Raw genomic sequence first — 20,767 nt, 5'->3', positions numbered from 1 at the left:
TGAGGGGTGAAAAATTCGAACGCTGAAAAAGAAAAAGCCGCCTGGAGGCCAAGGCGGCTTTGGTTGGGGGGAAAAGGGGGGCTGAATGTCAGCGGCATGAATTCATTATGCATGAGCCAAATGACAAAACCAGCCCAAGGGCATCAAGCCACCGTAGCGGCTTTTTTCAGGTCCTTGACCGCCTTGAGCACTTCTTCTACATGGCCTGGCACTTTCAGTCCGCGCCACTCTTGCTTGAGTGTGCCGTCTGCACCGATCAGGAAGGTGCTGCGCTCGATGCCTTTGACTTTTTTGCCGTACATGATCTTGTTTTTGACCACGCCAAACATGTGGCACATTTTTTCTTCGGTGTCGGCGATCAGTTCAAATGGCAACTCCAATTTGGATTTGAAGTCATCGTGCGATTTCATGTTGTCACGCGAAACACCCAGGACCAAGGCACCAGCCTTGACGAAATCTTTGTATTTATCGCGAAACTGCATGGCCTCGGTTGTGCAGCCTGGGGTATTGTCTTTGGGGTAAAAAAACAAAACCACGGGCTGGCCGAGGTGGGAGATGTTGGAAACTTTCAGGCCGCTGGTAGCGTTCGCTTCAAATTCGGGGAGGGGCTTGTTAAGAACGATCGCCATAAAACTTTGATCTCGCTTGACAGGTTGAGCGCTTGCCGCCATCGGATGGCGGCAGATTCGCTATAGGCCAATGGCCTCGGCAACCTTATATTTTACTCCGAATACATGACTGCAAGCGAGCAGGTACTTGTTACAAGGGCGGCATGCAAATGCATGCTTTAAGTTTCCAGCAACAAAGCGACCACGACTTTTCGCCCTTCACTGGCCAGGATGTTGTAAGTGCGGCAAGCCGCAGCTGTGTCCATGGTTTCCAAGCCAATGCCGCGCGCTATCAAGGGTGCGAGCCAGATCGGTTGAGGAAAGCGAAGGCGCTGGCCGCTGCCGAAGATGACCAGCTCGGCACCGCTGTTGGCCAATGGCTCGAAATCCTCGGCTTTCAGTGCGCCAAACTGGCTCACCGCCCATTTTTCGGGCACAGCGCCCGCCAAACTGCTGACGGTCAAGGAGTGCGAAAATTTTTCACCGTTGACTTCAATCCAGCCCGGGCCGTAAGCATGGATGGTGAGGCTGCTGGATTTGTCGGGTTGTAGTTTCATGGGGTCTTGTGGGCCAGGCGAAGAGCCTCCCAACGTCATTAGAGAGATCGCTCGGGGTTGCAGGGCAGAAATGCCCTTGAAATGTGGTCAAATTATAGGTTTTCCCTCATCCACACTGCCTTTGGAGGCACTTTGAAGACCATTCATAAATCTGCCAAGCTCGCCAACGTTTGTTATGACATCCGGGGGCCCATCATGGACCGAGCGCGTCAGATGGAAGAGGATGGCCACAAGATCATCAAACTCAACATCGGCAACCTGGCGGTTTTTGGTTTTGATGCGCCCGAAGAGATCCAGCAGGACATGATCCGCAACCTGCCCAATTCGGCGGGTTATTCGGACAGCAAAGGTATTTTTGCAGCACGCAAAGCCGTGATGCACGAGACCCAAAAACAAGGCATTTTGGGTGTCACGCTGGACGATATTTATTTGGGCAATGGCGCCAGCGAATTGATCGTGATGGCCACCAATGGCTTGCTGGACGATGGTGATGAGTTGCTGTTGCCCTCACCCGATTACCCGCTGTGGACGGCTGCGGCCAGTTTGTCGGGTGGAACGCCCGTGCATTACCGCTGTGACGAGGCCAATGGTTGGATGCCCGATTTGGACGATATCCGTGCAAAAGTCACGCCACGCACCAAGGGTATTGTGGTCATCAACCCCAACAACCCCACGGGTGCTTTGTATTCGGACGAGTTGCTCACAGGTATCGTGGCCATCGCCCGCGAGCATGGCTTGGTGATCTTTGCCGATGAGGTGTACGACAAGGTCTTGTACGACGGCGCCAAACACACGCCCCTGGCCAGTTTGTCGCAGGATGTGCTGACCTTGACCTTCAACTCCTTGTCCAAAAGCTACCGCTCATGCGGTTACCGTGCGGGCTGGATGGTGATTTCGGGCGACAAAAAAATAGCCCGCGACTACATCGAAGGTTTGAACATGCTTTCCAACATGCGGTTGTGTGCCAATGTGCCCGGCCAATGGGCCATTCAGACCGCTCTGGGGGGCCACCAAAGCATCAACGAACTGGTCGGCGAGGGCGGACGTCTGCGCAAGCAGCGCGACCTTGCGCACCAACTGATCACGGCCATCCCCGGCGTCAGCTGCGTCAAACCCCGCGCAGCTTTGTACATGTTCCCCAAACTCGATCAGAAGATCTATCCGGTGCAGGACGACCAAGAGTTTTTCTTGCAGTTGCTGGAAGAAACCAAAGTCATGCTGGTGCAGGGTACGGGTTTCAATTGGCCTGAATCCGACCATTTCAGGATTGTGTTTTTGCCGCACGAGGACGATTTGCGCGAGGCGATTGGCCGCGTGGCGCGCTTCCTAGAAGGGGCCCGCAAGCGCTTTGGCACCGACAGGCTCGTGGCCTGATTTTTTCAAGAAATGCCCGGTGTGGCCGGGCGCAACGTTTAAGAGAAGTGAATGAAACCGATCAAAGTGGGCCTGTTGGGCATTGGGACTGTGGGCAGCGGCACGTTCAACGTGCTCCAGCGCAACCAGCAAGAAATCCAGCGACGTGCAGGCCGTGGTATTGAAATCGCCATGGTGGCCGATCTGGACGTGGCTCGCGCCCAGGGCCTGGTGGGTGAGGGCGTTCAGGTGGTGGCCGATGCACGTGCCGTGATTGCCAATCCCGAAATCGACATCGTGATCGAGTTGATCGGTGGCTACGGCATTGCCAAAGCGCTGGTGATGGAAGCCATTGCCGCTGGCAAGCATGTGGTCACGGCCAACAAGGCTTTGCTCGCGGTTCACGGCACCGAGATTTTTGCCGCTGCACAGGCCCAAGGTGTGATGGTGGCCTTCGAAGCCGCCGTGGCCGGGGGCATCCCCATCATCAAGGCTTTGCGCGAGGGCCTCACCGCCAACAGCATCCAGTGGGTGGCGGGCATCATCAATGGCACGACCAACTTTATCCTCTCCGAGATGCGCGACAAGGGTCTGGACTTTGACGTGGTCCTCAAGGAAGCCCAGCGCCTGGGTTATGCCGAAGCCGATCCGACGTTTGACATCGAGGGCGTGGACGCCGCACACAAAGTGACCTTGATGAGCGCGATCGCGTTTGGCATTCCCGTGCAGTTTGACAAGGCTTATGTCGAAGGCATCACCAAACTGGGCGCAGCCGACATCAAGTACGCCGAGCAACTGGGCTACCGCATCAAGCTGCTTGGCATCACCAAGCGCACCGCGCAGGGCATTGAGTTGCGCGTGCACCCCAGCCTGGTGCCGACCCAGCGCCTGATTGCCAATGTCGAAGGCGCCATGAACGCCGTGATGGTGCAGGGCGACGCCGTCGGCACCACTTTGTATTACGGCAAGGGTGCAGGCTCCGAGCCCACCGCCAGCGCGGTGATCGCCGATTTGGTGGACATCACCCGTCTGCACACCGCGGACCCCCTCAACCGGGTGCCGCATTTGGCCTTCCAGCCAGGCGCCATGAGCGATTTGAGCGTCTTGCCCATGTCCGAGGTGGTGACCAGCTATTACCTGCGTTTGCGCGTGGCCGACCAAGCGGGCGTGCTCGCCAAACTGACCGGCTTGTTGGCCCAGGCCGACATCAGCATCGATGCGGTTTTGCAGCGCGAGGCCGACCAGGTCAGCCAAGCAGGAGAAAACCAGACCGACGTGATCATCTTGACCCACGACACCCGCGAAGGCACTTTGAACGAAGTGCTGGCCCAAATGCAGGCCCTGCCCACGGTGATGGCCCCCATCGTGCGCATTCGCAAGGAAGAGTTGAACTGATGCGCTACCTGTCCACCCGCGGTCACGCTGACCGCAAACAATTTTGTGAGATCTTGCTCGAAGGCTTGGCGCCCGACGGCGGCTTGTACCTGCCCGAAAGCTATCCGAAGCTTGACGCAGCGGCGCTGACACGCTTGCGCGCAGTCTGGCAAAGTCAAGGCTATGCGGCTTTGGCTTTTGAAGTGCTGTCGCTCTACATCGACGACATTCCAAGTGATGACTTGCTGGCCCTGTGCCGCAAGACCTACACGGCTGAAGTCTTCGGTACGCAAGACATCGTGCCGCTCAAGCCCTTGCTGGCCGCTGGCCATGCCCAGCCCGAGATGTTCCTTGAAGCCTTGTCGAACGGCCCCACTTTGGCCTTCAAAGACATGGCCATGCAGTTGTTGGGCAACTTGTTTGAGTACGAGTTGGCGCGGCGCGGTGAATCCCTGAACATTTTTGGCGCCACCTCGGGCGACACGGGCAGTGCGGCCGAATACGCCATGCGAGGCAAAAAGGGTGTGCGTGTTTTCATGACCAGCCCGAACGGCCGCATGAGCCCGTTTCAGCAAGCGCAGATGTTCAGCTTGCTCGATGAGAACATCCACAACATCGCCATCGAAGGCGTGTTCGACGACTGCCAGGACATTGTCAAGGCGGTCTCCAACGATTTGGAGTTCAAGCGCCAATACAAAATAGGGACCGTCAATTCCATCAACTGGGCGCGTTTGCTGGCCCAGGTGGTGTACTACTTTGCCGGTTACTTCCAGGCAACGCAGAGCAACGATCAAAAGGTCAGCTTCACGGTGCCCAGTGGCAACTTTGGCAATGTTTGCGCAGGCCATGTGGCCCGCATGATGGGCTTGCCGATTGACCGCTTGGTCGTGGCCACCAACGAAAACGATGTGCTGGATGAATTTTTCCGCACCGGCATTTACCGTGTGCGTGGCACGGCAGACACGCACGAAACGTCCAGCCCCTCGATGGACATCTCCAAAGCCAGTAACTTCGAGCGCTTTGTGTTTGACCTGCTCGGCCGTGATGCCGCCAAAACCAAAGCCATTTTTGGCGAAGGTTTGAGCCGTGCGGGCTTCTTCGATTTGTCGGGCGACCCCTGTTTTGCGCAAGCTGCCACCACCTACGGTTTTGACAGCGGCCGCAGCACCCACGTGGACCGCTTGAAGACCATCCAGCAGGTCTTTGCCACTTATGCCGTGATGATCGACACCCACACCGCCGACGGGGTGAAGGTGGCCAAAGAGCACCTGAACCCGCATGTGCCCATGATCGTGCTCGAAACCGCTTTGCCCATCAAGTTCGCGGCCACCATCGTGGAGGCTTTGGGTCGCCAGCCCGAGCGCCCGCCGCAGTTTGAAGGCATCGAAGCCTTGCCTAAACGTGTGCAGGTCATGAAAGCCGATGTGAATTTGCTCAAGGCCTATATTCAGCAGCACTGCGACTGACAGCCCATGAGCACAGCCCCACGCGCCCCTTTGATGTCTTTGGACGATGCGCTGCAGGCGCTGCTTGCGCGCATCAGCCCCTTGACCGACGCTGAGTCGGTGGCCACCTTCGATGCCGATGGGCGTGTGCTGGCCGAAGACCTGGTTTCCGCCTTGCAGGTGCCGGCCTTTGACAATTCCTCGATGGATGGCTATGCGGTTCGCCGCGCCGACTTGTTGCAGCCTGGCGTCGCACTGCGGGTGACCCAGCGCATTGCGGCTGGTCACACCGGGCAGCCCTTGCAAGCCGGGCAAGCTGCTCGCATCTTCACTGGGGCCCCCGTGCCCGAAGGTGCTGACGCCATCGTCATGCAGGAACAAGCCGAGCCTGTGCCTGGAGAGCCAGATGCCGTGCGCTTTTCGGTGGTGCCTGAACCCGGGCAGTGGATTCGCCGCAGCGGTGAAGACATCCGGCAAGGCCAGACGGCTTTGCACCGTGGTCAAAAACTGGGGCCTGCTGAGCTGGGTTTGGCCGCGAGCCTGGGTCGGGCACACCTGCCTGTTTTGCGTCGCCCCCGAGTGGCCTTGTTTTCAACGGGCGACGAGCTGGTCATGCCCGGTGATGTGGCCCCTCAGGACATGTCCCCAGGCAGCATTTACAACTCCAACCGCTTTTTTCTTCGCACCTTGTTGCACCGCATGGGTTGCGAGGTGAGCGACCTGGGCATCGTGCCCGACCGGCGCGAGGCCACCGTGGCCGCACTCAAAACAGCGGCCGACCACCACGACCTGATCCTGACCAGCGGCGGGGTGTCGGTGGGCGAAGAAGACCATGTCAAACCCGCTGTGCAATCTTTGGGTGAGTTGAACCTGTGGCAAATCGCCATGAAGCCGGGCAAACCCTTTGCTTACGGCCAGGTGCGCCGTCAGACCGCCGCTGGCGTGGCCCACTTTGTGGGCTTACCGGGCAACCCTGTGTCCAGTTTCATGACTTTTTTGCTTTTGGTCAGACCCTTGCTGCGTCAGCTTCAAGGCATGGCCACGACTGCGCCCCCCAGTCAGCGTTTGCCTGCGCATTTTGCGTGGCCCAAGGCCGACAAGCGCCGCGAATTCTTGCGCGTGCGCCGCAATGCGCAAGGTGGGTTGGACCTGTTTCCCAATCAAAGTTCGGGGGTTTTGAATTCGGTGGTGTGGGCCGACGGGGTGGTCGACAACCCCGGTGGACAAACGATCGAGCCGGGTCAGTTGCTTGATTTTTGGCCTTTTTCGGAGTGCCTGGCATGAAAGTGCAAGTTCGCTATTTCGCCTCTTTGCGTGAGAGCATTGGTTTGTCGCATGAGACCGTGGAGACACAGACAGCCGATGTGGCCGCCTTGCGCAGTGAATTGATGGCGCGGGGCGAGCACTACCGAGCTTGTCTATCGCCGGAGCGTCCAGTGCGCATGGCCTTGAATCAGCTCATGGTGCAGGGCAACGCTGCCCTGACCGAGGGCTGCGAAGTCGGCTTTTTCCCACCCGTGACCGGAGGTTGATGCCATGATGCCGCGAGTCAGCATCCAGACTGACAACTTTGACGTGTCCACCGAATTGGCCGCCCTTCAGGGCCAGGACTTGCGGGTCGGTGCAGTGTGCAGCTTTGTCGGCACGGTGCGCGACACCCGAGCGCTGACCGGTCAGGCCAGTGATGAGGTGCAGGCAATGGAGTTGGAGCACTACCCAGGCATGACCGAAAAATCGATCGAAGCCATGATCGATGAAGCCCACCGGCGTTTTGATTTTTATGCGGCGCGTGTGGTGCACCGCGTGGGGCGCTTGCTGCCTGCAGACCAGATCGTGCTGGTGGCTGTGACTTCTGCTCACCGGGGCGAGAGCTTCAAAGCCTGCGAATTTTTGATGGATTACCTGAAAACACAAGCCCCGTTCTGGAAAAAAGAGCAAACCCGAGAGGGGGCGCATTGGGTGGATGCCCGCGTGTCTGACGATGCGGCTTTGGCGCGATGGGGCATACAGGCCCACAACGCTTGAGTTTTGGCCCGCCCTGGGCGCGGGACAGCCTCAGTGGGCGTAGCGAGGCGGCTCGGAGGGGGCCACTGGGCTCTTGTCGGTCACTTTATTGGCACTGCCCACAGTTCCCCATTCGGCTTTTTCGCTGGCTTGCTCGATCAGATGCACCATGCCGTGCACCAAGCTGACTTGCAGGTGCAACTGGCAAGCACGGGCTTGGGCCGGGTCTGACTTGTCCTCAAAAGAGATTTCCAAAGACCCGTTGGTTTGAATGCTCAGATGGGCATCGGTGATGAGCAGGGGTTCAGCCCCCAGCGGCCATTGGGTGGCGTGGTTGTCGAAAGGGGTGGCAAAGTCGGCCTTTTTCAAAAATGCATCGCGCTTGAGTTCGCTCAGCAGGTGTTGCGCTGGTGCATCGGTGGCCGCCACGCCAGGTTGCGCTGCCTCCAAGCGCACGGCCGATTGTTGGATGGCTGGCATTAGGCGCAGCGTCATGCGCCGTGTCAACCAGAAACGAAATTCTTGCTGGTCTTGGGTGTTCAGACGCAATAACAAGCGGTCTTGCCGCTCATCGTGGTGCACAGACAGTTGATGAATGTTCATGTTTTGATTTTAGGCAATAGCGTGAACCGACGTGACCCTTGAAAATGCCACTTTCAGCACAAATTGACAGGCATTGGAGATCCATACATGCGAATTGACAAACTGACCACCAAGTTTCAGGAAGCCTTGTCGGACGCCCAGTCCTTGGCCCTTGGCAAAGACCATGCTTACATCGAACCCCAGCATGTGCTGGTGACCATGCTCAAGCAGGACGACGGTCCCAAAGCCATTTTGTTGCGAGCAGGCGTTCAGGTGCCCGCTTTGCTGCAGGCCACCGAAGCGGCCGTCTCGCGTTTGCCCCAGGTCAGCGGGCAAGACCAGGTGACGGTGGGGCCAGATCTGGTCAAGCTCTTGCAGGCGGCGGAAAAAGAAGCCATCAAGCGCGGCGATGCTTTCGTCGCAGGCGAATTGTTTTTGCTGGCGTTGACCGAGAGCAAGTCCGAGATCGGTCGCCTTGCCAAAGAGCATGGCTTGAACCGCAAGAGCCTGGAAACCGCCATCGAGGCGGTGCGCGGCGGCCAAAGTGTGGGCAATGCCGATGCCGAAGGCCAGCGCGAGGCGCTCAAAAAGTATTGCATCGACCTGACAGAGCGTGCCCGCATCGGCAAGCTGGACCCGGTGATTGGCCGGGACGATGAAATCCGCCGCGCCATCCAGGTCTTGCAGCGCCGCACCAAAAACAACCCCGTGTTGATCGGTGAGCCGGGTGTGGGCAAAACAGCGATTGTGGAAGGCTTGGCGCAGCGCATTGTGGCCGGTGAGGTACCCGATTCGCTCAAGGGCAAGCGCGTGCTGTCGCTCGACATGGCCGCTTTGCTGGCCGGGGCCAAGTTCCGTGGCGAGTTTGAAGAACGCCTGAAAACCGTGCTCAGCGAATTGGCCAAGGACGAAGGCCAGACCATTGTGTTCATTGATGAGCTGCACACCATGGTGGGTGCCGGCAAGGCCGAAGGGGCCATGGACGCCGGCAACATGCTCAAGCCCGCACTGGCACGGGGTGAATTGCATTGCGTGGGCGCGACCACCTTGGACGAGTACCGCAAATACATCGAAAAAGATGCGGCCTTGGAGCGCCGATTCCAGAAAATCCTGGTCAACGAACCCACGGTCGAGGCCACCATCGCCATCTTGCGAGGTTTGCAGGAAAAATACGAAATTCACCACGGCGTGGACATCACCGACCCGGCCATTGTGGCTGCGGCCGAGCTCAGCCACCGCTACATCACCGACCGTTTCCTGCCCGACAAGGCGATTGACCTGATCGATGAGGCGGCGGCCAAGATCAAAATCGAGATCGACTCCAAGCCCGAGGTGATGGACAAACTCGACCGCCGTTTGATCCAGCTGCAGATCGAGCGAGAGGCCGTGCGCAAAGAACATGACGAAGCCTCGCAAAAACGGTTTGCCCTGATCGAGGAAGAGATTGTCAAGCTCAAAAAAGAGGCGGCCGATCTGGAAGAAATCTGGCGGGCTGAGAAGGCCCAAGCCCAAGGCGGCCAGCAGGTGCGTGAGCAAATCGACCAACTCAAGCAGCAAATCGAGGAGCTGACGCGCAAGGGTGATTTCAACAAGGTGGCCGAGTTGCAGTACGGCAAGTTGCCTGCGCTTGAAAAAACCCTCAAGGAAGTGCAGGCCAAGGAAGCCGCTCCCGGCGAAAAACCGGTCCACCGCTTGCTGCGCACTCAGGTGGGTGCCGAAGAGATTGCCGAGGTGGTCTCTCGCGCCACCGGCATTCCGGTGTCCAAGATGATGCAGGGCGAGCGTGAAAAGCTGCTGCAAATGGAAGACAAACTGCACCAGCGCGTGGTCGGCCAGGACGAAGCCATTGCGGCCGTGGCCAACGCCATTCGCCGCTCGCGCTCGGGCCTGTCCGATCCGAACCGCCCCACGGGCTCATTCCTCTTTTTGGGTCCTACAGGCGTGGGCAAAACCGAGTTGTGCAAGGCCTTGGCAGGTTTTTTGTTCGACAGCGAAGACCACCTGATCCGCATGGACATGAGCGAGTTCATGGAAAAGCACTCTGTGGCCCGCCTGATCGGTGCGCCGCCCGGCTATGTGGGCTACGAAGAGGGCGGTTACCTGACCGAGGCTGTGCGGCGCAAGCCTTACAGCGTGCTGCTGCTCGATGAGGTGGAAAAAGCCCACCCGGATGTCTTCAACATCTTGCTGCAGGTGCTGGACGATGGCCGCTTGACCGATGGTCAGGGCCGTACCGTGGACTTCAAAAACACCGTGATCGTGATGACCTCCAATTTGGGCTCGCACCTGATACAAGCCATGGTGGGCCAGCCTGCTGAAGACATCAAGGACGCGGTTTGGGACGAACTCAAGACCCACTTCCGCCCCGAGTTTTTGAACCGCATCGATGAGACCGTGGTTTTCCACGGCCTGGATGCCCAGCACATCGCCTCGATTGCGCAGATCCAGTTGCAGGTTTTGCAAGCCCGCCTGGCCCGCATGGACCTGACTTTGAAGGTCAGCCCAGCGGCACTGTCCGAATTGGCCAAAGTGGGTTTTGACCCGGTGTTCGGTGCAAGGCCTTTGAAAAGAGCGATTCAGCAAAGGCTGGAAAACCCGCTGTCCAAATTGCTGCTGGAAGGTCGTTTTCCGCCCAAGTGCAGCATCGAGGTTTCGGTCGACCCGGTGCGTGCCCCGGGCCTGTTTGATTTTCAGGTGGTCGAACACGTGTCCTGACGCAGCAGGCTGGCAAGCGCTGTTTGCACGGCTGTGACAGACGGCTTCAGGCGCCTTGGGCACAATGGCGCATGACTTCAAAAATTGCTGGCCATCTGCTTGTTGAATGCCTTCTGGCCCAAGGTGTCACCCATGCTTTTGGGGTACCGGGGGAGAGTTATCTGGCCGTGCTCGATGGCTTTCACCTCTACCGCGATCAACTCACTTTTGTGACCTGTCGACAAGAGGGTGGGGCCGCCTTCATGGCCGAGGCCCAAGGCAAGCTCACGGGTCGCCCCGGCGTTTGCTTTGTCACCCGTGGCCCAGGGGCCACCAACGCCTCGATTGGCGTGCACACCGCATTTCAGGACTCCACACCCATGGTGCTGTTTGTCGGCGATGTGGCCAGCGACACCCGCGACCGCGAGGCCTTCCAGGAAATGGATTACACCCACTTTTTTGGCCCCTCTACCAAAGGCATGGCCAAACGCGTGGAGCGGGTGGACGATCCCGAGCGTTTGCCAGAGTATGTGGCCCGCGCTTTTGCCACCGCCATGAACGGCCGCCCCGGCCCAGTGGTGTTGGTGTTGCCCGAAGACATGCTGACCCGCCCCGTCAACGCCCAGGCCCTGGGGCGCGTGGAGCCGGTTCAGGCCTGGAGCGATCCGGGTGCCTTGCGCACGCTGCGCGACATGCTCTTGGCGGCACGCCAGCCCTTGGTGATTGCCGGCGGCGGCGGATGGACGCCTCAAGCCGCCCAAGCTTTGCAGCGTTTTGCCGAAAACTGGCAGCTGCCCGTCACCAATGCATTCCGTTTTCAGGACACTTTCGACAACCACCACCCCTTGTACGCCGGGGATGTGGGCATCGGGATCGGACCAGCACTGGCCCAGCGCGTGCGCGATGCCGATCTGATTGTGGCCATCGGCCCGCGCCTGGGGGAAATGACCACCGGGGGCTACACCTTGCTGCAAGCGCCCAAAACCCGACAGAAGCTGGTGCACATCCATGCCAGCGCCGAAGAGCTCAACCGTGTTTACCAAGCCGATTTGGCCATCCACGCCACCATGAACGCAGCCGCCCGCAGCCTAGAGGTCTTGAGCGCACCCACCGAGCTGCCCTGGGCCGATTGGACGCAAGCAGCGCACGCCGACTACCTGAACAACCTCACGCCACAGGCCTTGCCGGGCGACATCGACATGCCCGCCATCGTGGCCACGCTGCAAAAGCATTTGCCTGCCGATGCTGTGCTGACCAATGGCGCTGGCAATTTCGCCAGCTGGATGCACCGTTTTTACAAGCACCACGGCTTGGTCAAAGGCCACAAAACCCAACTGGCCCCTACTGTGGGTGCCATGGGTTACGGCGTGCCTGCCGGCATTGCGGCCAATTTGCTGACGGGGCGTGTGGCCTTCACCATCGCAGGGGATGGCGATTTTTTGATGAACGGCCAGGAACTGGCCACAGCAGTGCAGCATGGTGGCAAGAGCATCATCGTGCTGCTGAACAACGGCATGTACGGCACCATCCGCATGCACCAAGAACGCGAGTATCCCGAACACGTGACGGGCTCCAAACTGCAAAACCCAGACTTTGCTGCTTTGGCTGCGGCTTATGGTTATGTCGGCGTTCGCATTGAGCACACCCAAGCCTTTGAACCGGCCTTGCTGGAGGCGCTGGCCCGTCCACAAGGCACGCTGATCGAGGTCATGCTGGACCCAGAGGTGATCACCACACGCGGTACTCTGAGCGCCATCACCCGTGCTGCTTTGGCCCGCCAATCATCCGATTGATCGAACGCGTTTTGGACAAGGCGCACCAGCCATGGTGCCAAGGCCAAGGATGAAGTTCTTTGGCCCATAAAAAAACCCGCCTTGGCGGGTTTTTTCAATAGGAGAGCTCGCAAGAGCGACTGAATTACTTCAGGTGCTTGCCAATCAAGCCAGCCATTTCGAACATGGTGACTTGTGCCTTGCCAAACACAGCCTTGAGCTTGTCGTCGGCATTGATCGCACGGCGGTTCACGCTGTCTTGCAGGTTGTGCTTCTTGATGTAAACCCACATCTTGCTGACCACTTCGGTGCGCGGCAGTGGGGTTGCACCCACCACAGCAGCCAGAGCAGCGCTAGGCGTCAAGGCTTTCATGAAAGCAGGATTGGGTGTGCGCTTTTTTGCAGGGGCCGCTTTTTTAGCGGGTGCTTTGGCCGCTACTTTTTTAGCGGGGGCTGCAGCTTTTTTCGCTGGAGCAGCTTTCTTGGCCGGTGCTGCTTTTTTAGCGGGAGCAGCTTTTGCCGGAGTTTTCTTCGCAGTTGCCATGATTGAATTCCTTTGAACGGAAGTTGGTTCGAAGCTGAGTAACAGTTTGTTTCCAGCTGACTGCATGCTACTGGAGAAACAGCGACTTTCCAAGTCGAATTCAGATTTTTCTATAGGGGTTGTTCCTGATTTGCAGGCAGATTCACGCTTTTTCCCATGTCGATGCGCCATACGCACCGCCACAGTGCGTATGCACCGTGTAAGACACATCCATTCCACTGGAGTTTTACCTGATGGAGGCAACGATGGGCACTGCGATTTCCTTTTCGACCTGTGATTTTTGTGATGCGCACAAAGCAGTCGACTCGGGCGACTTCCGGGTTCTCTTGCCTGTTTTCAAAGACTTTGGTGGTCTCACCTCTTTTTATGGCCAGGTGCTGACTGTGAAGTGCTACCAAGACAACAGCCATGTCAAAAGTGCTGTGGAGTCAGAGGGCCGAGGTCGTGTTTTGGTGGTGGATGGCACTGCTTGTTTGCAGCGAGCCTTGCTGGGGGGGAACTTGGCTGCTGTTGCCGCTCGGCAGGGTTGGGCGGGCGTGGTGGTCAATGGTTGCGTGCGCGATGTTTCTGAGATAGCCCTTGTGCCCATTGGTATTCGTGCTTTGGCCTTGAACCCCATGCCCACCATCCGTGCCAAGCAGGGTCAAACGGGCGTGGCCGTCATGGTTCAAGGCACCCGCGTTCACACCGGTGATTGGCTTTATGCCGATGCCGACGGCATGGTGCTCAGTCGTGATCCTCTGCACATTTCATAGATCGTCTGAGATTTTCATAATATGAGAAATTCTGTTGTTGCAGTGCCGCAATATTTCTCAATATGGAAAAATTAAAATCACATTGCGAAATAAATTTGGTAAGGCATTGATTTTAAACAAATAAATATATGTCTTGTATAAGACATAAGAATATTAACTGGTCTTCTATAAGAGTTAAGATCACAGCACCGACAAAGCAGAATCCGCTGCCCACATCGCCCGATTTCAACTTGACTTTAGGAGTCCATCATGCCAGCCAACCTCATTCAACAATTGAGCCGTGAACAGCAAATCGCCGCCCTCGAAAAAGACTGGGCTACGAACCCACGCTGGAAAGGCGTTAAGCGCGGCTACTCTGCAGCCGATGTGGTTCGTCTGCGCGGCAGCATGCCCATCGAGCACACCCTGGCCAAGCGCGGCGCAGAAAAGCTCTGGGAAAAGGTCAACGGCGGCGCCAAGAAAGGCTACGTCAACGCATTCGGCGCGATCTCTGCTGGTCAAGCCATGCAACAAGCCAAAGCAGGCTTGGAAGCCGTTTACCTGTCGGGCTGGCAAGTGGCTGCCGACGGCAACACCTCCGAGACCATGTACCCCGACCAGTCCCTTTACGCGTACGACTCGGTGCCGACCATGGTTCGCCGCATCAACAACACCTTCAAACGCGCGGACGAAATTCAGTGGGGCCGCGGCATCGAGCCAGGCTCCAAAGACTTCATCGATTACTTCCTCCCCGTCGTCGCCGATGCAGAAGCTGGTTTCGGTGGCGTGTTGAACGCATTTGAGTTGATGAAGAACATGATTGCATCCGGCGCTGCTGGTGTGCACTTTGAAGACCAATTGGCGGCTGTCAAGAAATGCGGTCACATGGGCGGCAAAGTCTTGGTCCCCACACAAGAAGCATGCGAGAAGTTGATCTCTGCACGTTTTGCTGCTGACGTCATGGGCGTATCCACCATCGTGTTGGCCCGCACCGACGCAGAAGCTGCCAACCTGATCACCTCTGACCACGACGCCAACGACAAGCCTTTCCTGACGGGCGAGCGCACACAAGAAGGTTTTTACCGCGTCAAAAACGGTCTGGAACAAGCCATCAGCCGTGGCGTGGCTTATGCCCCTTACGCCGACTTGGTGTGGTGCGAAACTGGCGTGCCAGACATCGGTTTTGCCCGTGAATTCGCCCAAGCTGTGCATGCTGCATGCCCTGGCAAGCTTCTGTCCTACAACTGCTCGCCATCGTTCAACTGGAAGAAAAACCTCAACGACAGCCAGATCGCTTCGTTCCAAGACGATCTGTCGGCATTGGGTTACAAGTACCAATTCATCACTTTGGCCGGTATTCACATCAACTGGTTCAACACCTTCCAATTTGCCCACGCTTACGCCCGCGGCGAAGGCATGAAGCACTACACCGAGATGGTGCAAGAGCCTGAATTTGCTGCCCGCGACAAGGGTTACACCTTCGTGTCGCACCAGCAAGAAGTCGGCGCAGGCTACTTCGACGACGTGACCACCGTGATCCAAGGCGGTTCGTCTTCTGTGAAAGCCCTGACAGGTTCGACCGAAGAAGAGCAGTTCCACTGATCTTTTTTGAGAGCGCCTGAAGAGGTGCTTTCAATACCAGCCATCTGATGCTTCGGTGTCAGGTGGCTTTTTTGTCGGGGTTTGACTAGGAAGCCGTTGGGAAGACAGTCGCTTACTGGCATTCCACCAAACCAGGAGACTTTGTTGGATGCTGCAGAGATGGCTGCACAAGCTCTGGGGATCTACTGGGATTCCCTCCTAGCTTGGCGGCTGGGAGGGGCTCATTTACCCCTATTGGTTTGTGCACTTACTTTGTAAAATGTATTTGTTTTGATAATTTGATTTCAACTGGAGTCCCTTGACGCATGAAAAAAATCCTAATGTTTGTCATTGCATTTTTTACTTTGCTTGGGTCTTTTTCAGCGGCGTGCGCTTCCCCGCCAGAAGTTGGGGTCTTGATACTGCATGGAAAGCAAGGTACGCCGGAAGGGTCGTTCAGCCCGATAAATAAGCTCTTTGATGCATTAACGTCTAGGGGGTATTTGGTGAGCAGACCTGAGATGCCATGGTCTCGCAAAAGGTATCTGGAAGGTAACTGGCAGCAAGCCATGACAGAGATTAAGACTGCCGTTGATCAGTTGAGAGCTAAGGGGGCTAAGAAAATTGTGATTGCTGGGCACAGCATCGGTAGTCCAGCAGCATTGTCGTATGCAGCCCAAAATAAAGATGTTGACGGTGTTGCCATGATGGCACCAGGCCATGTACCTCTTCTTTACAGTGAATGTTTGACGCGGATTGCACCAATTTCACTGTGTGCTGTCAAAGACTCGCTAGGTGAGGCTAGATCAATGATCGCGGCAGGCAAGGGAGACGAAAAGGGCCGTTTTACAGATATCAACCAAGGTTCGAGAGTCGCTAACTTTGCAACTGCTAACGAGTTCATGAGCTACTTCGATCCAACGGGGGATGCAGAAATGTCGGTTGTTGCTAAGAAACTACCGCCACATACGGCCGTGCTGTGGATCATTGGACTCAATGACTCATTGGTCAAGCTTGGTAAAGGGTATGTATTTGATTCGTTGCCGCAGAACCCTAAAAGTAAGTATGTCGAGATTGGTAGTAACCACTTCCGGACACCAATTGATGGACTTGAACAAATTGTTTCCTGGGTTGATTCGATAGCTGCTCAATGAAATTTCGTGGGGCTGGAATGGGTGATTTGTAAAGTGGTGACTTCACTTCAACTTGTTACTGCAGTTGGGAAGGCGGTGGGTGGCCACAATGATGCTGCCTTAAAACACCACTAACTCGTTGTTACCAATCAACTTCTCAAAAGCTTCCGAAGATTCAACACCTTCCAGTTCGCCCATGCTGACGCCCGCGGCGAAGGCATGAAGCACTACTCCGAGATGGTGCGAGAGCCTGAATTCGCAGCCCGCGACAAGGGTTACACCTTCGTGTCGCACCAGCAAGAAGTCGGCGCAGGCTACTTCGACGACGTGACCACCGTGATCCAAGGCGGTTCGTCGTCTGTGAAAGCCCTGACCGGTTCCACTGAAGAAGAGCAATTCCATTTATAGACTGTCATTGGGTACCCTTTTATGGGTGTCCGATGGGTAGAAAAGCCATCAGATGCGAGAGCGTAAGGTGGCTTTTTTTCTTGAAGTGTGGTCGGATCCGGGTGGGGTGGCGAAGCGTGATTCGACTCTTCAGCAGATCGGTAAAATGTTTCAACTGTGATCAACTACTCATTCATTCTTGGTTCGCTGGCAATTGGATGTTTGCTTGGATATGGGTTTGCCCGTTACCGATCGCATTCATTTCAGAATCTTGGGGAGTCACTTGTTTCTCATGCAATACAAGCGAAATTCGGATCGTCAGATTACCACCTGTTGAATCACATCACGCTCAAATTGAGGGATGGGACTACGCAGGTTGATCACATCTTGATTTCGCGGTTTGGTGTCTTTGTGATTGAGACAAAGGATTACAAAGGATGGATCTTTGCAAATTCTCAACACGCACAGTGGACACAAGTGCTCTTCAAAGCAAAGTTTAAATTTCAAAATCCTCTTGTTCAGAACAGGCTTCATTTGAAGGCTGTGGAAGAGCTTCTCGATTTTTTACCCTCAGATGCGTTTCACCCTTTGGTGGTCTTCGCTGGCGAGGCCGAGTTTAAGACGGTCAAACCAACTGGCGTGTTCAGTGTCGCGGAAATGCTTGATCACCTTCGCAGCTACAGTGAAGAAGTTATGACGATCAATCGCCTGCAGTTTTGTGTTGGCCGACTTGAAACGGCGCGTCTTGCAATCACCGATCAGACTGATTTAGATCATGTCGGCTATTTGCGTAGACGTTACGGAATTGACGACTGATTTTTCACTTGCTTGACTGAATTTTCTCTCCGCAATAGTGTTTGGAAGGTCGGTGGGTTGTGCAGAAGTGGATGGACTTTTCCAACACTAACCTGATAAAACTTTATGTTTTTCCAGAGGATTCACAGATTCAACTCCTTCCAGTTCGCCCACGCTTAAGCTCGCGGCGAAGGCATGAAGCACTACTCCGAGATGGTGCGAGAGCCTGAATTCGCAGCCCGCGACAAGGGTTACACCTTCGTGTCGCACCAGCAAGAAGTCGGCGCAGGCTACTTCGACGACGTGACCACCGTGATCCAAGGCGGTTCGTCGTCTGTGAAAGCCCTGACCGGTTCGACCGAAGAAGAGCAGTTCCACTGATCGACTTGCCAAGAGGCCGAAGGCGAGGGCGGCTAAAATCTGCCTTCAGCGTTTAGGCATTTCTTTCAAGCACGGCCTTTGCCGCGCTTTTTTACTTGTACACACATGGTTCAGATCACTCTTCCCGACGGTTCATTGCGCGAGTTTCCAGGCCCGGTCACGGTCGCCGAGGTGGCCGCTTCGATTGGCGCAGGCTTGGCCAAGGCCGCTTTGGGGGGCAAGGTCAACGGTCAATTGGTGGACACCAGCTTCAGCATGGCGAGCAATTCGCAACTGGCCATCGTCACCGCCAAGGATCCTGAAGGGTTGGAGTTGATCCGCCACTCAACGGCCCACCTGCTGGCTTATGCCGTCAAGGATTTGTTCCCAGAGGCACAAGTCACCATCGGTCCCGTGATCGACAACGGTTTCTATTACGACTTCTCTTATTCGCGTCCCTTCACGCCAGACGATCTGGCCACCATTGAAAAACGCATGACCGAGCTGGCCAACAAGGATGAGCCTGTGGTGCGCCGTGTCCTGCCACGTGATGAAGCCGTGGCCTATTTCAAGGGTTTGGGCGAGCACTACAAGGCTGAAATCATTGGCAGCATCCCGGCCGATCAAGAGGTTAGCCTTTACCGTGAAGGCAACTTTGAAGACCTTTGCCGAGGTCCCCACGTCCCCACTACGGGCAAGCTCAAGCATTTCAAACTGATGAAAGTGGCTGGCGCTTATTGGCGTGGCGACAGTAAAAACGAGATGTTGCAGCGTGTGTACGGTACGGCTTGGGCCAGCAAGGAAGACTTGCAGCAGTACTTGGTGCGCCTGGAAGAAGCCGAGAAACGCGACCACCGCAAACTCGGGCGCGAGTTGGATTTGTTCCACATTGACGAACACGCTCCGGGTTTGGTGTTTTGGCACCCCAAAGGCTGGACCGTCTGGCAAACCATCGAGCAGTACATGCGTCAGGTCTACCGCGACAATGGTTATCAAGAGGTCAAAGGTCCGCAGATCATCGACAAGAGCCTGTGGGAAAAGACGGGTCACTGGGACAAGTACCGTGACAACATGTTCACGACCGAGTCAGAAAAGCGCGATTACGCCCTCAAACCGATGAATTGCCCGGGGCACATCCTGATTTTCAAGCAGGGCATCAAGAGCTACCGCGACCTGCCACTGCGCTACGGCGAATTCGGCCAGTGCCACCGCAACGAGCCTTCGGGTGGTTTACACGGCATCATGCGGGTGCGCGGTTTCACCCAAGACGATGGTCACATCTTTTGCACCGAGGACCAGATCCTGCCCGAGTGCGGCACCTTCACCAAAGTACTTAAAAAGGTTTACGCCGACTTCGGCTTCAGCGACATCCTGTACAAGGTATCGACCCGTCCGGCCGCCCGCATTGGCTCGGATGAACTGTGGGACAAGGCTGAAAAAGCCTTGATGGACAGCCTTCGTGCCTCAGGCTGTGATTTCGTGATTTCGGAAGGCGACGGTGCTTTTTACGGACCCAAGATCGAATACACCCTGAAAGACGCCATTGGCCGTGAATGGCAGTGCGGCACCATTCAGGTCGATTTCAACCTGTCCGAGCGTTTGGACGCGGAATACACCGCCGAAGACGGCAGCCGCCAGCGCCCTGTGATCTTGCACCGCGCCATCGTGGGCAGCATGGAGCGCTTCATCGGTATTTTGATCGAGCAGCATGCGGGTGCATTGCCCACATGGTTGGCCCCTTTGCAAGTGTCTGTGCTCAACATCACCGACGCACAGTCCGATTACTGTCGCGAAATCGCCGCAAAACTGCAAAAATCGATGTCAAATCAAGGCCTTAGGGTCGACCTTGATCTGCGCAACGAGAAAATCACGTATAAAATACGTGAGCATTCGTTGCAAAAGCTGCCTTATATCCTCGTCGCTGGCGACAAGGAAAAGGCGGCAGGTACCGTCGCAGTGCGCGCCCGAGGCAACAAAGACCTCGGTGTGATGTCGATCGATGCGTTCATTGAACTCATTGCTGCCGACATCGCTTCTAAAGCCTGAAGGTGAGTTTCGCCACAAGCTTTGGCCCGCGGGCACAAAGATGGATAGGCTGCATGTTGCAGTTTTGTTCCGTAAAGGATTGAGTCATCGCTACCGAATTTCGTGATCGTCGCCACCGCGAAGAACGTAAACACCGTTTGAACCGTGAAATCATGGCCCCTGAAGTCAGGGTGTCCGGTCCTGACAATGAGCCTATGGGCATCTTGTCTCTCGCCGAAGCTTTGCGCTTGGCGGGTGAGATGGATGTGGACTTGGTTGAAATTGCCGCCACCGCCACCCCTCCGGTTTGCCGTTTGATGGACTACGGCAAGTTCAAATACCAGGAGCAAAAGCGTGCGGCAGAAGCCAAAGCCAAGCAAACGGTCATTGACATCAAGGAAGTCAAGTTCCGTCCGGGTACCGACGATGGTGACTACAACATCAAGATGCGCAACATCCGCCGCTTTTTGGCCGATGGCGACAAATGCAAGATCACTTTGCGATTCCGGGGCCGCGAGATCACCCACCAAGAATTGGGTATGGCCTTGCTGAACCGGATTCGTGACGAATTGGCCGATTCCATCATCGTCGAGCAATTTCCAAAACTGGAAGGCCGTCAGATGATCATGATGATCGCGCCAGGTCGCAAAAAACCTGCCAGTGGCGGCAAAGGTGCAGACGCGTCTGCACCTGCTGAACCGGCTTGAGAAAGAATTTGACCGGCTTTCGGGCTGGTTGAATCAAAAGCTGCCCTCGGGTAGCTTTTGTTAAAAGTGGCTCGGGGCCAACAAGGCTGCAAAGATTTTGCAGACGCCTCAC

18 protein-coding genes and 2 pseudogenes are annotated in these 20,767 nt (G+C 56.3%); 16 read left to right on the top strand and 4 right to left on the bottom strand.

Annotation, left to right across the window (positions count from 1 at the left end):
* Positions 1–143: 143 nt before the first annotated feature.
* Positions 144–629, bottom strand: a complete 486-nt coding sequence (locus LHAB_RS12130; RefSeq protein WP_090046687.1) for a peroxiredoxin — start codon at positions 627–629, stop codon at positions 144–146.
* A 158-nt stretch (positions 630–787) separates the two neighbouring features.
* Positions 788–1,165, bottom strand: a complete 378-nt coding sequence (locus LHAB_RS12125) for an Mth938-like domain-containing protein (protein ID WP_090047940.1) — start codon at positions 1,163–1,165, stop codon at positions 788–790.
* 132 nt (positions 1,166–1,297) lie between these two features.
* Here LHAB_RS12125 and LHAB_RS12120 point away from each other — a divergent pair, with 132 nt between their 5' ends.
* From LHAB_RS12120 to LHAB_RS12095, 6 genes are read left to right on the top strand one after another with little or no spacing between them, the layout of a single operon-like run.
* Positions 1,298–2,539 carry a pyridoxal phosphate-dependent aminotransferase gene (locus LHAB_RS12120; protein ID WP_090046685.1) on the top strand — a complete coding sequence of 414 codons (1,242 nt, stop codon included), beginning with the start codon at positions 1,298–1,300 and terminating at the stop codon, positions 2,537–2,539.
* A 51-nt stretch (positions 2,540–2,590) separates the two neighbouring features.
* Positions 2,591–3,913 (top strand): homoserine dehydrogenase, encoded by a 1,323-nt coding sequence (locus tag LHAB_RS12115; protein WP_090046684.1) that lies wholly within the window; start codon positions 2,591–2,593, stop codon positions 3,911–3,913.
* The gene (gene thrC / locus LHAB_RS12110) at positions 3,913–5,358 is read left to right on the top strand and encodes a threonine synthase (protein WP_090046682.1); all 1,446 of its coding nucleotides are present in this window, start codon (positions 3,913–3,915) and stop codon (positions 5,356–5,358) included. Before LHAB_RS12115 ends, thrC begins: the two co-directional genes overlap by 1 nt.
* Before the next feature lie 6 nt (positions 5,359–5,364).
* The gene (glp, locus tag LHAB_RS12105; RefSeq protein WP_090046680.1) at positions 5,365–6,621 is read left to right on the top strand and encodes a molybdopterin molybdotransferase MoeA; all 1,257 of its coding nucleotides are present in this window, start codon (positions 5,365–5,367) and stop codon (positions 6,619–6,621) included.
* Positions 6,618–6,869 carry a molybdopterin converting factor subunit 1 gene (gene moaD / locus LHAB_RS12100; RefSeq protein ID WP_090046679.1) on the top strand — a complete coding sequence of 84 codons (252 nt, stop codon included), beginning with the start codon at positions 6,618–6,620 and terminating at the stop codon, positions 6,867–6,869. Before glp ends, moaD begins: the two co-directional genes overlap by 4 nt.
* Positions 6,870–6,876: 7 nt before the next feature.
* Positions 6,877–7,362 carry a molybdenum cofactor biosynthesis protein MoaE gene (locus tag LHAB_RS12095; RefSeq protein ID WP_090047939.1) on the top strand — a complete coding sequence of 162 codons (486 nt, stop codon included), beginning with the start codon at positions 6,877–6,879 and terminating at the stop codon, positions 7,360–7,362.
* A gap of 30 nt (positions 7,363–7,392) precedes the next feature.
* Here LHAB_RS12095 and LHAB_RS12090 read toward each other — a convergent pair whose 3' ends face one another.
* Positions 7,393–7,944, bottom strand: coding sequence for a hypothetical protein (locus tag LHAB_RS12090; RefSeq protein ID WP_090046677.1), 552 nt, complete (start codon positions 7,942–7,944; stop codon positions 7,393–7,395).
* Positions 7,945–8,031: 87 nt separating this feature from the next.
* Between LHAB_RS12090 and clpB the strand changes: the two genes are divergently transcribed.
* Complete coding sequence (gene clpB / locus LHAB_RS12085) at positions 8,032–10,638, top strand: ATP-dependent chaperone ClpB (protein ID WP_090046675.1); 2,607 nt, start codon at positions 8,032–8,034, stop codon at positions 10,636–10,638.
* A 71-nt stretch (positions 10,639–10,709) separates the two neighbouring features.
* Complete coding sequence (locus LHAB_RS12080) at positions 10,710–12,410, top strand: thiamine pyrophosphate-binding protein (RefSeq protein WP_090046673.1); 1,701 nt, start codon at positions 10,710–10,712, stop codon at positions 12,408–12,410.
* A gap of 124 nt (positions 12,411–12,534) precedes the next feature.
* Here LHAB_RS12080 and LHAB_RS12075 read toward each other — a convergent pair whose 3' ends face one another.
* Complete coding sequence (locus tag LHAB_RS12075) at positions 12,535–12,933, bottom strand: SWIB/MDM2 domain-containing protein (protein WP_090046671.1); 399 nt, start codon at positions 12,931–12,933, stop codon at positions 12,535–12,537.
* A gap of 245 nt (positions 12,934–13,178) precedes the next feature.
* Between LHAB_RS12075 and rraA the strand changes: the two genes are divergently transcribed.
* The 8 genes and pseudogenes from rraA (at position 13,179) to infC (ending at position 20,655) form a co-directional block, all read left to right on the top strand.
* Positions 13,179–13,688 carry a ribonuclease E activity regulator RraA gene (gene rraA, locus LHAB_RS12070; protein ID WP_090046669.1) on the top strand — a complete coding sequence of 170 codons (510 nt, stop codon included), beginning with the start codon at positions 13,179–13,181 and terminating at the stop codon, positions 13,686–13,688.
* 249 nt (positions 13,689–13,937) lie between these two features.
* Positions 13,938–15,269 (top strand): isocitrate lyase, encoded by a 1,332-nt coding sequence (gene aceA / locus LHAB_RS12065; RefSeq protein WP_090046667.1) that lies wholly within the window; start codon positions 13,938–13,940, stop codon positions 15,267–15,269.
* A 305-nt stretch (positions 15,270–15,574) separates the two neighbouring features.
* Complete coding sequence (locus LHAB_RS12060; protein WP_090046665.1) at positions 15,575–16,402, top strand: alpha/beta hydrolase; 828 nt, start codon at positions 15,575–15,577, stop codon at positions 16,400–16,402.
* A gap of 153 nt (positions 16,403–16,555) precedes the next feature.
* Positions 16,556–16,789: pseudogene (locus LHAB_RS12055) on the top strand (isocitrate lyase); the annotation flags it as partial.
* Positions 16,790–16,945: 156 nt separating this feature from the next.
* Positions 16,946–17,584 carry a nuclease-related domain-containing protein gene (locus LHAB_RS12050; protein WP_090046663.1) on the top strand — a complete coding sequence of 213 codons (639 nt, stop codon included), beginning with the start codon at positions 16,946–16,948 and terminating at the stop codon, positions 17,582–17,584.
* Positions 17,585–17,713: 129 nt separating this feature from the next.
* A pseudogene (locus LHAB_RS12045) lies at positions 17,714–17,944 on the top strand (isocitrate lyase); the annotation flags it as partial.
* A 105-nt stretch (positions 17,945–18,049) separates the two neighbouring features.
* A complete protein-coding gene (gene thrS / locus LHAB_RS12040) occupies positions 18,050–19,969 on the top strand; it encodes a threonine--tRNA ligase (protein WP_090046661.1) in 1,920 nt (639 codons plus the stop codon).
* Positions 19,970–20,055: 86 nt separating this feature from the next.
* Entirely contained in the window at positions 20,056–20,655 is a 600-nt protein-coding gene (gene infC / locus LHAB_RS12035; protein ID WP_090046659.1) for a translation initiation factor IF-3, read from the top strand.
* Positions 20,656–20,767: the final 112 nt, after the last annotated feature.

Source organism: Limnohabitans sp. 2KL-27, from assembly GCF_001269345.1.
GTDB lineage: Bacteria > Pseudomonadota > Gammaproteobacteria > Burkholderiales > Burkholderiaceae_C > Limnohabitans_A.
Note: the sequence above shows the minus strand (reverse complement) of the source record. Positions and strands in the feature narration are given on the sequence as shown.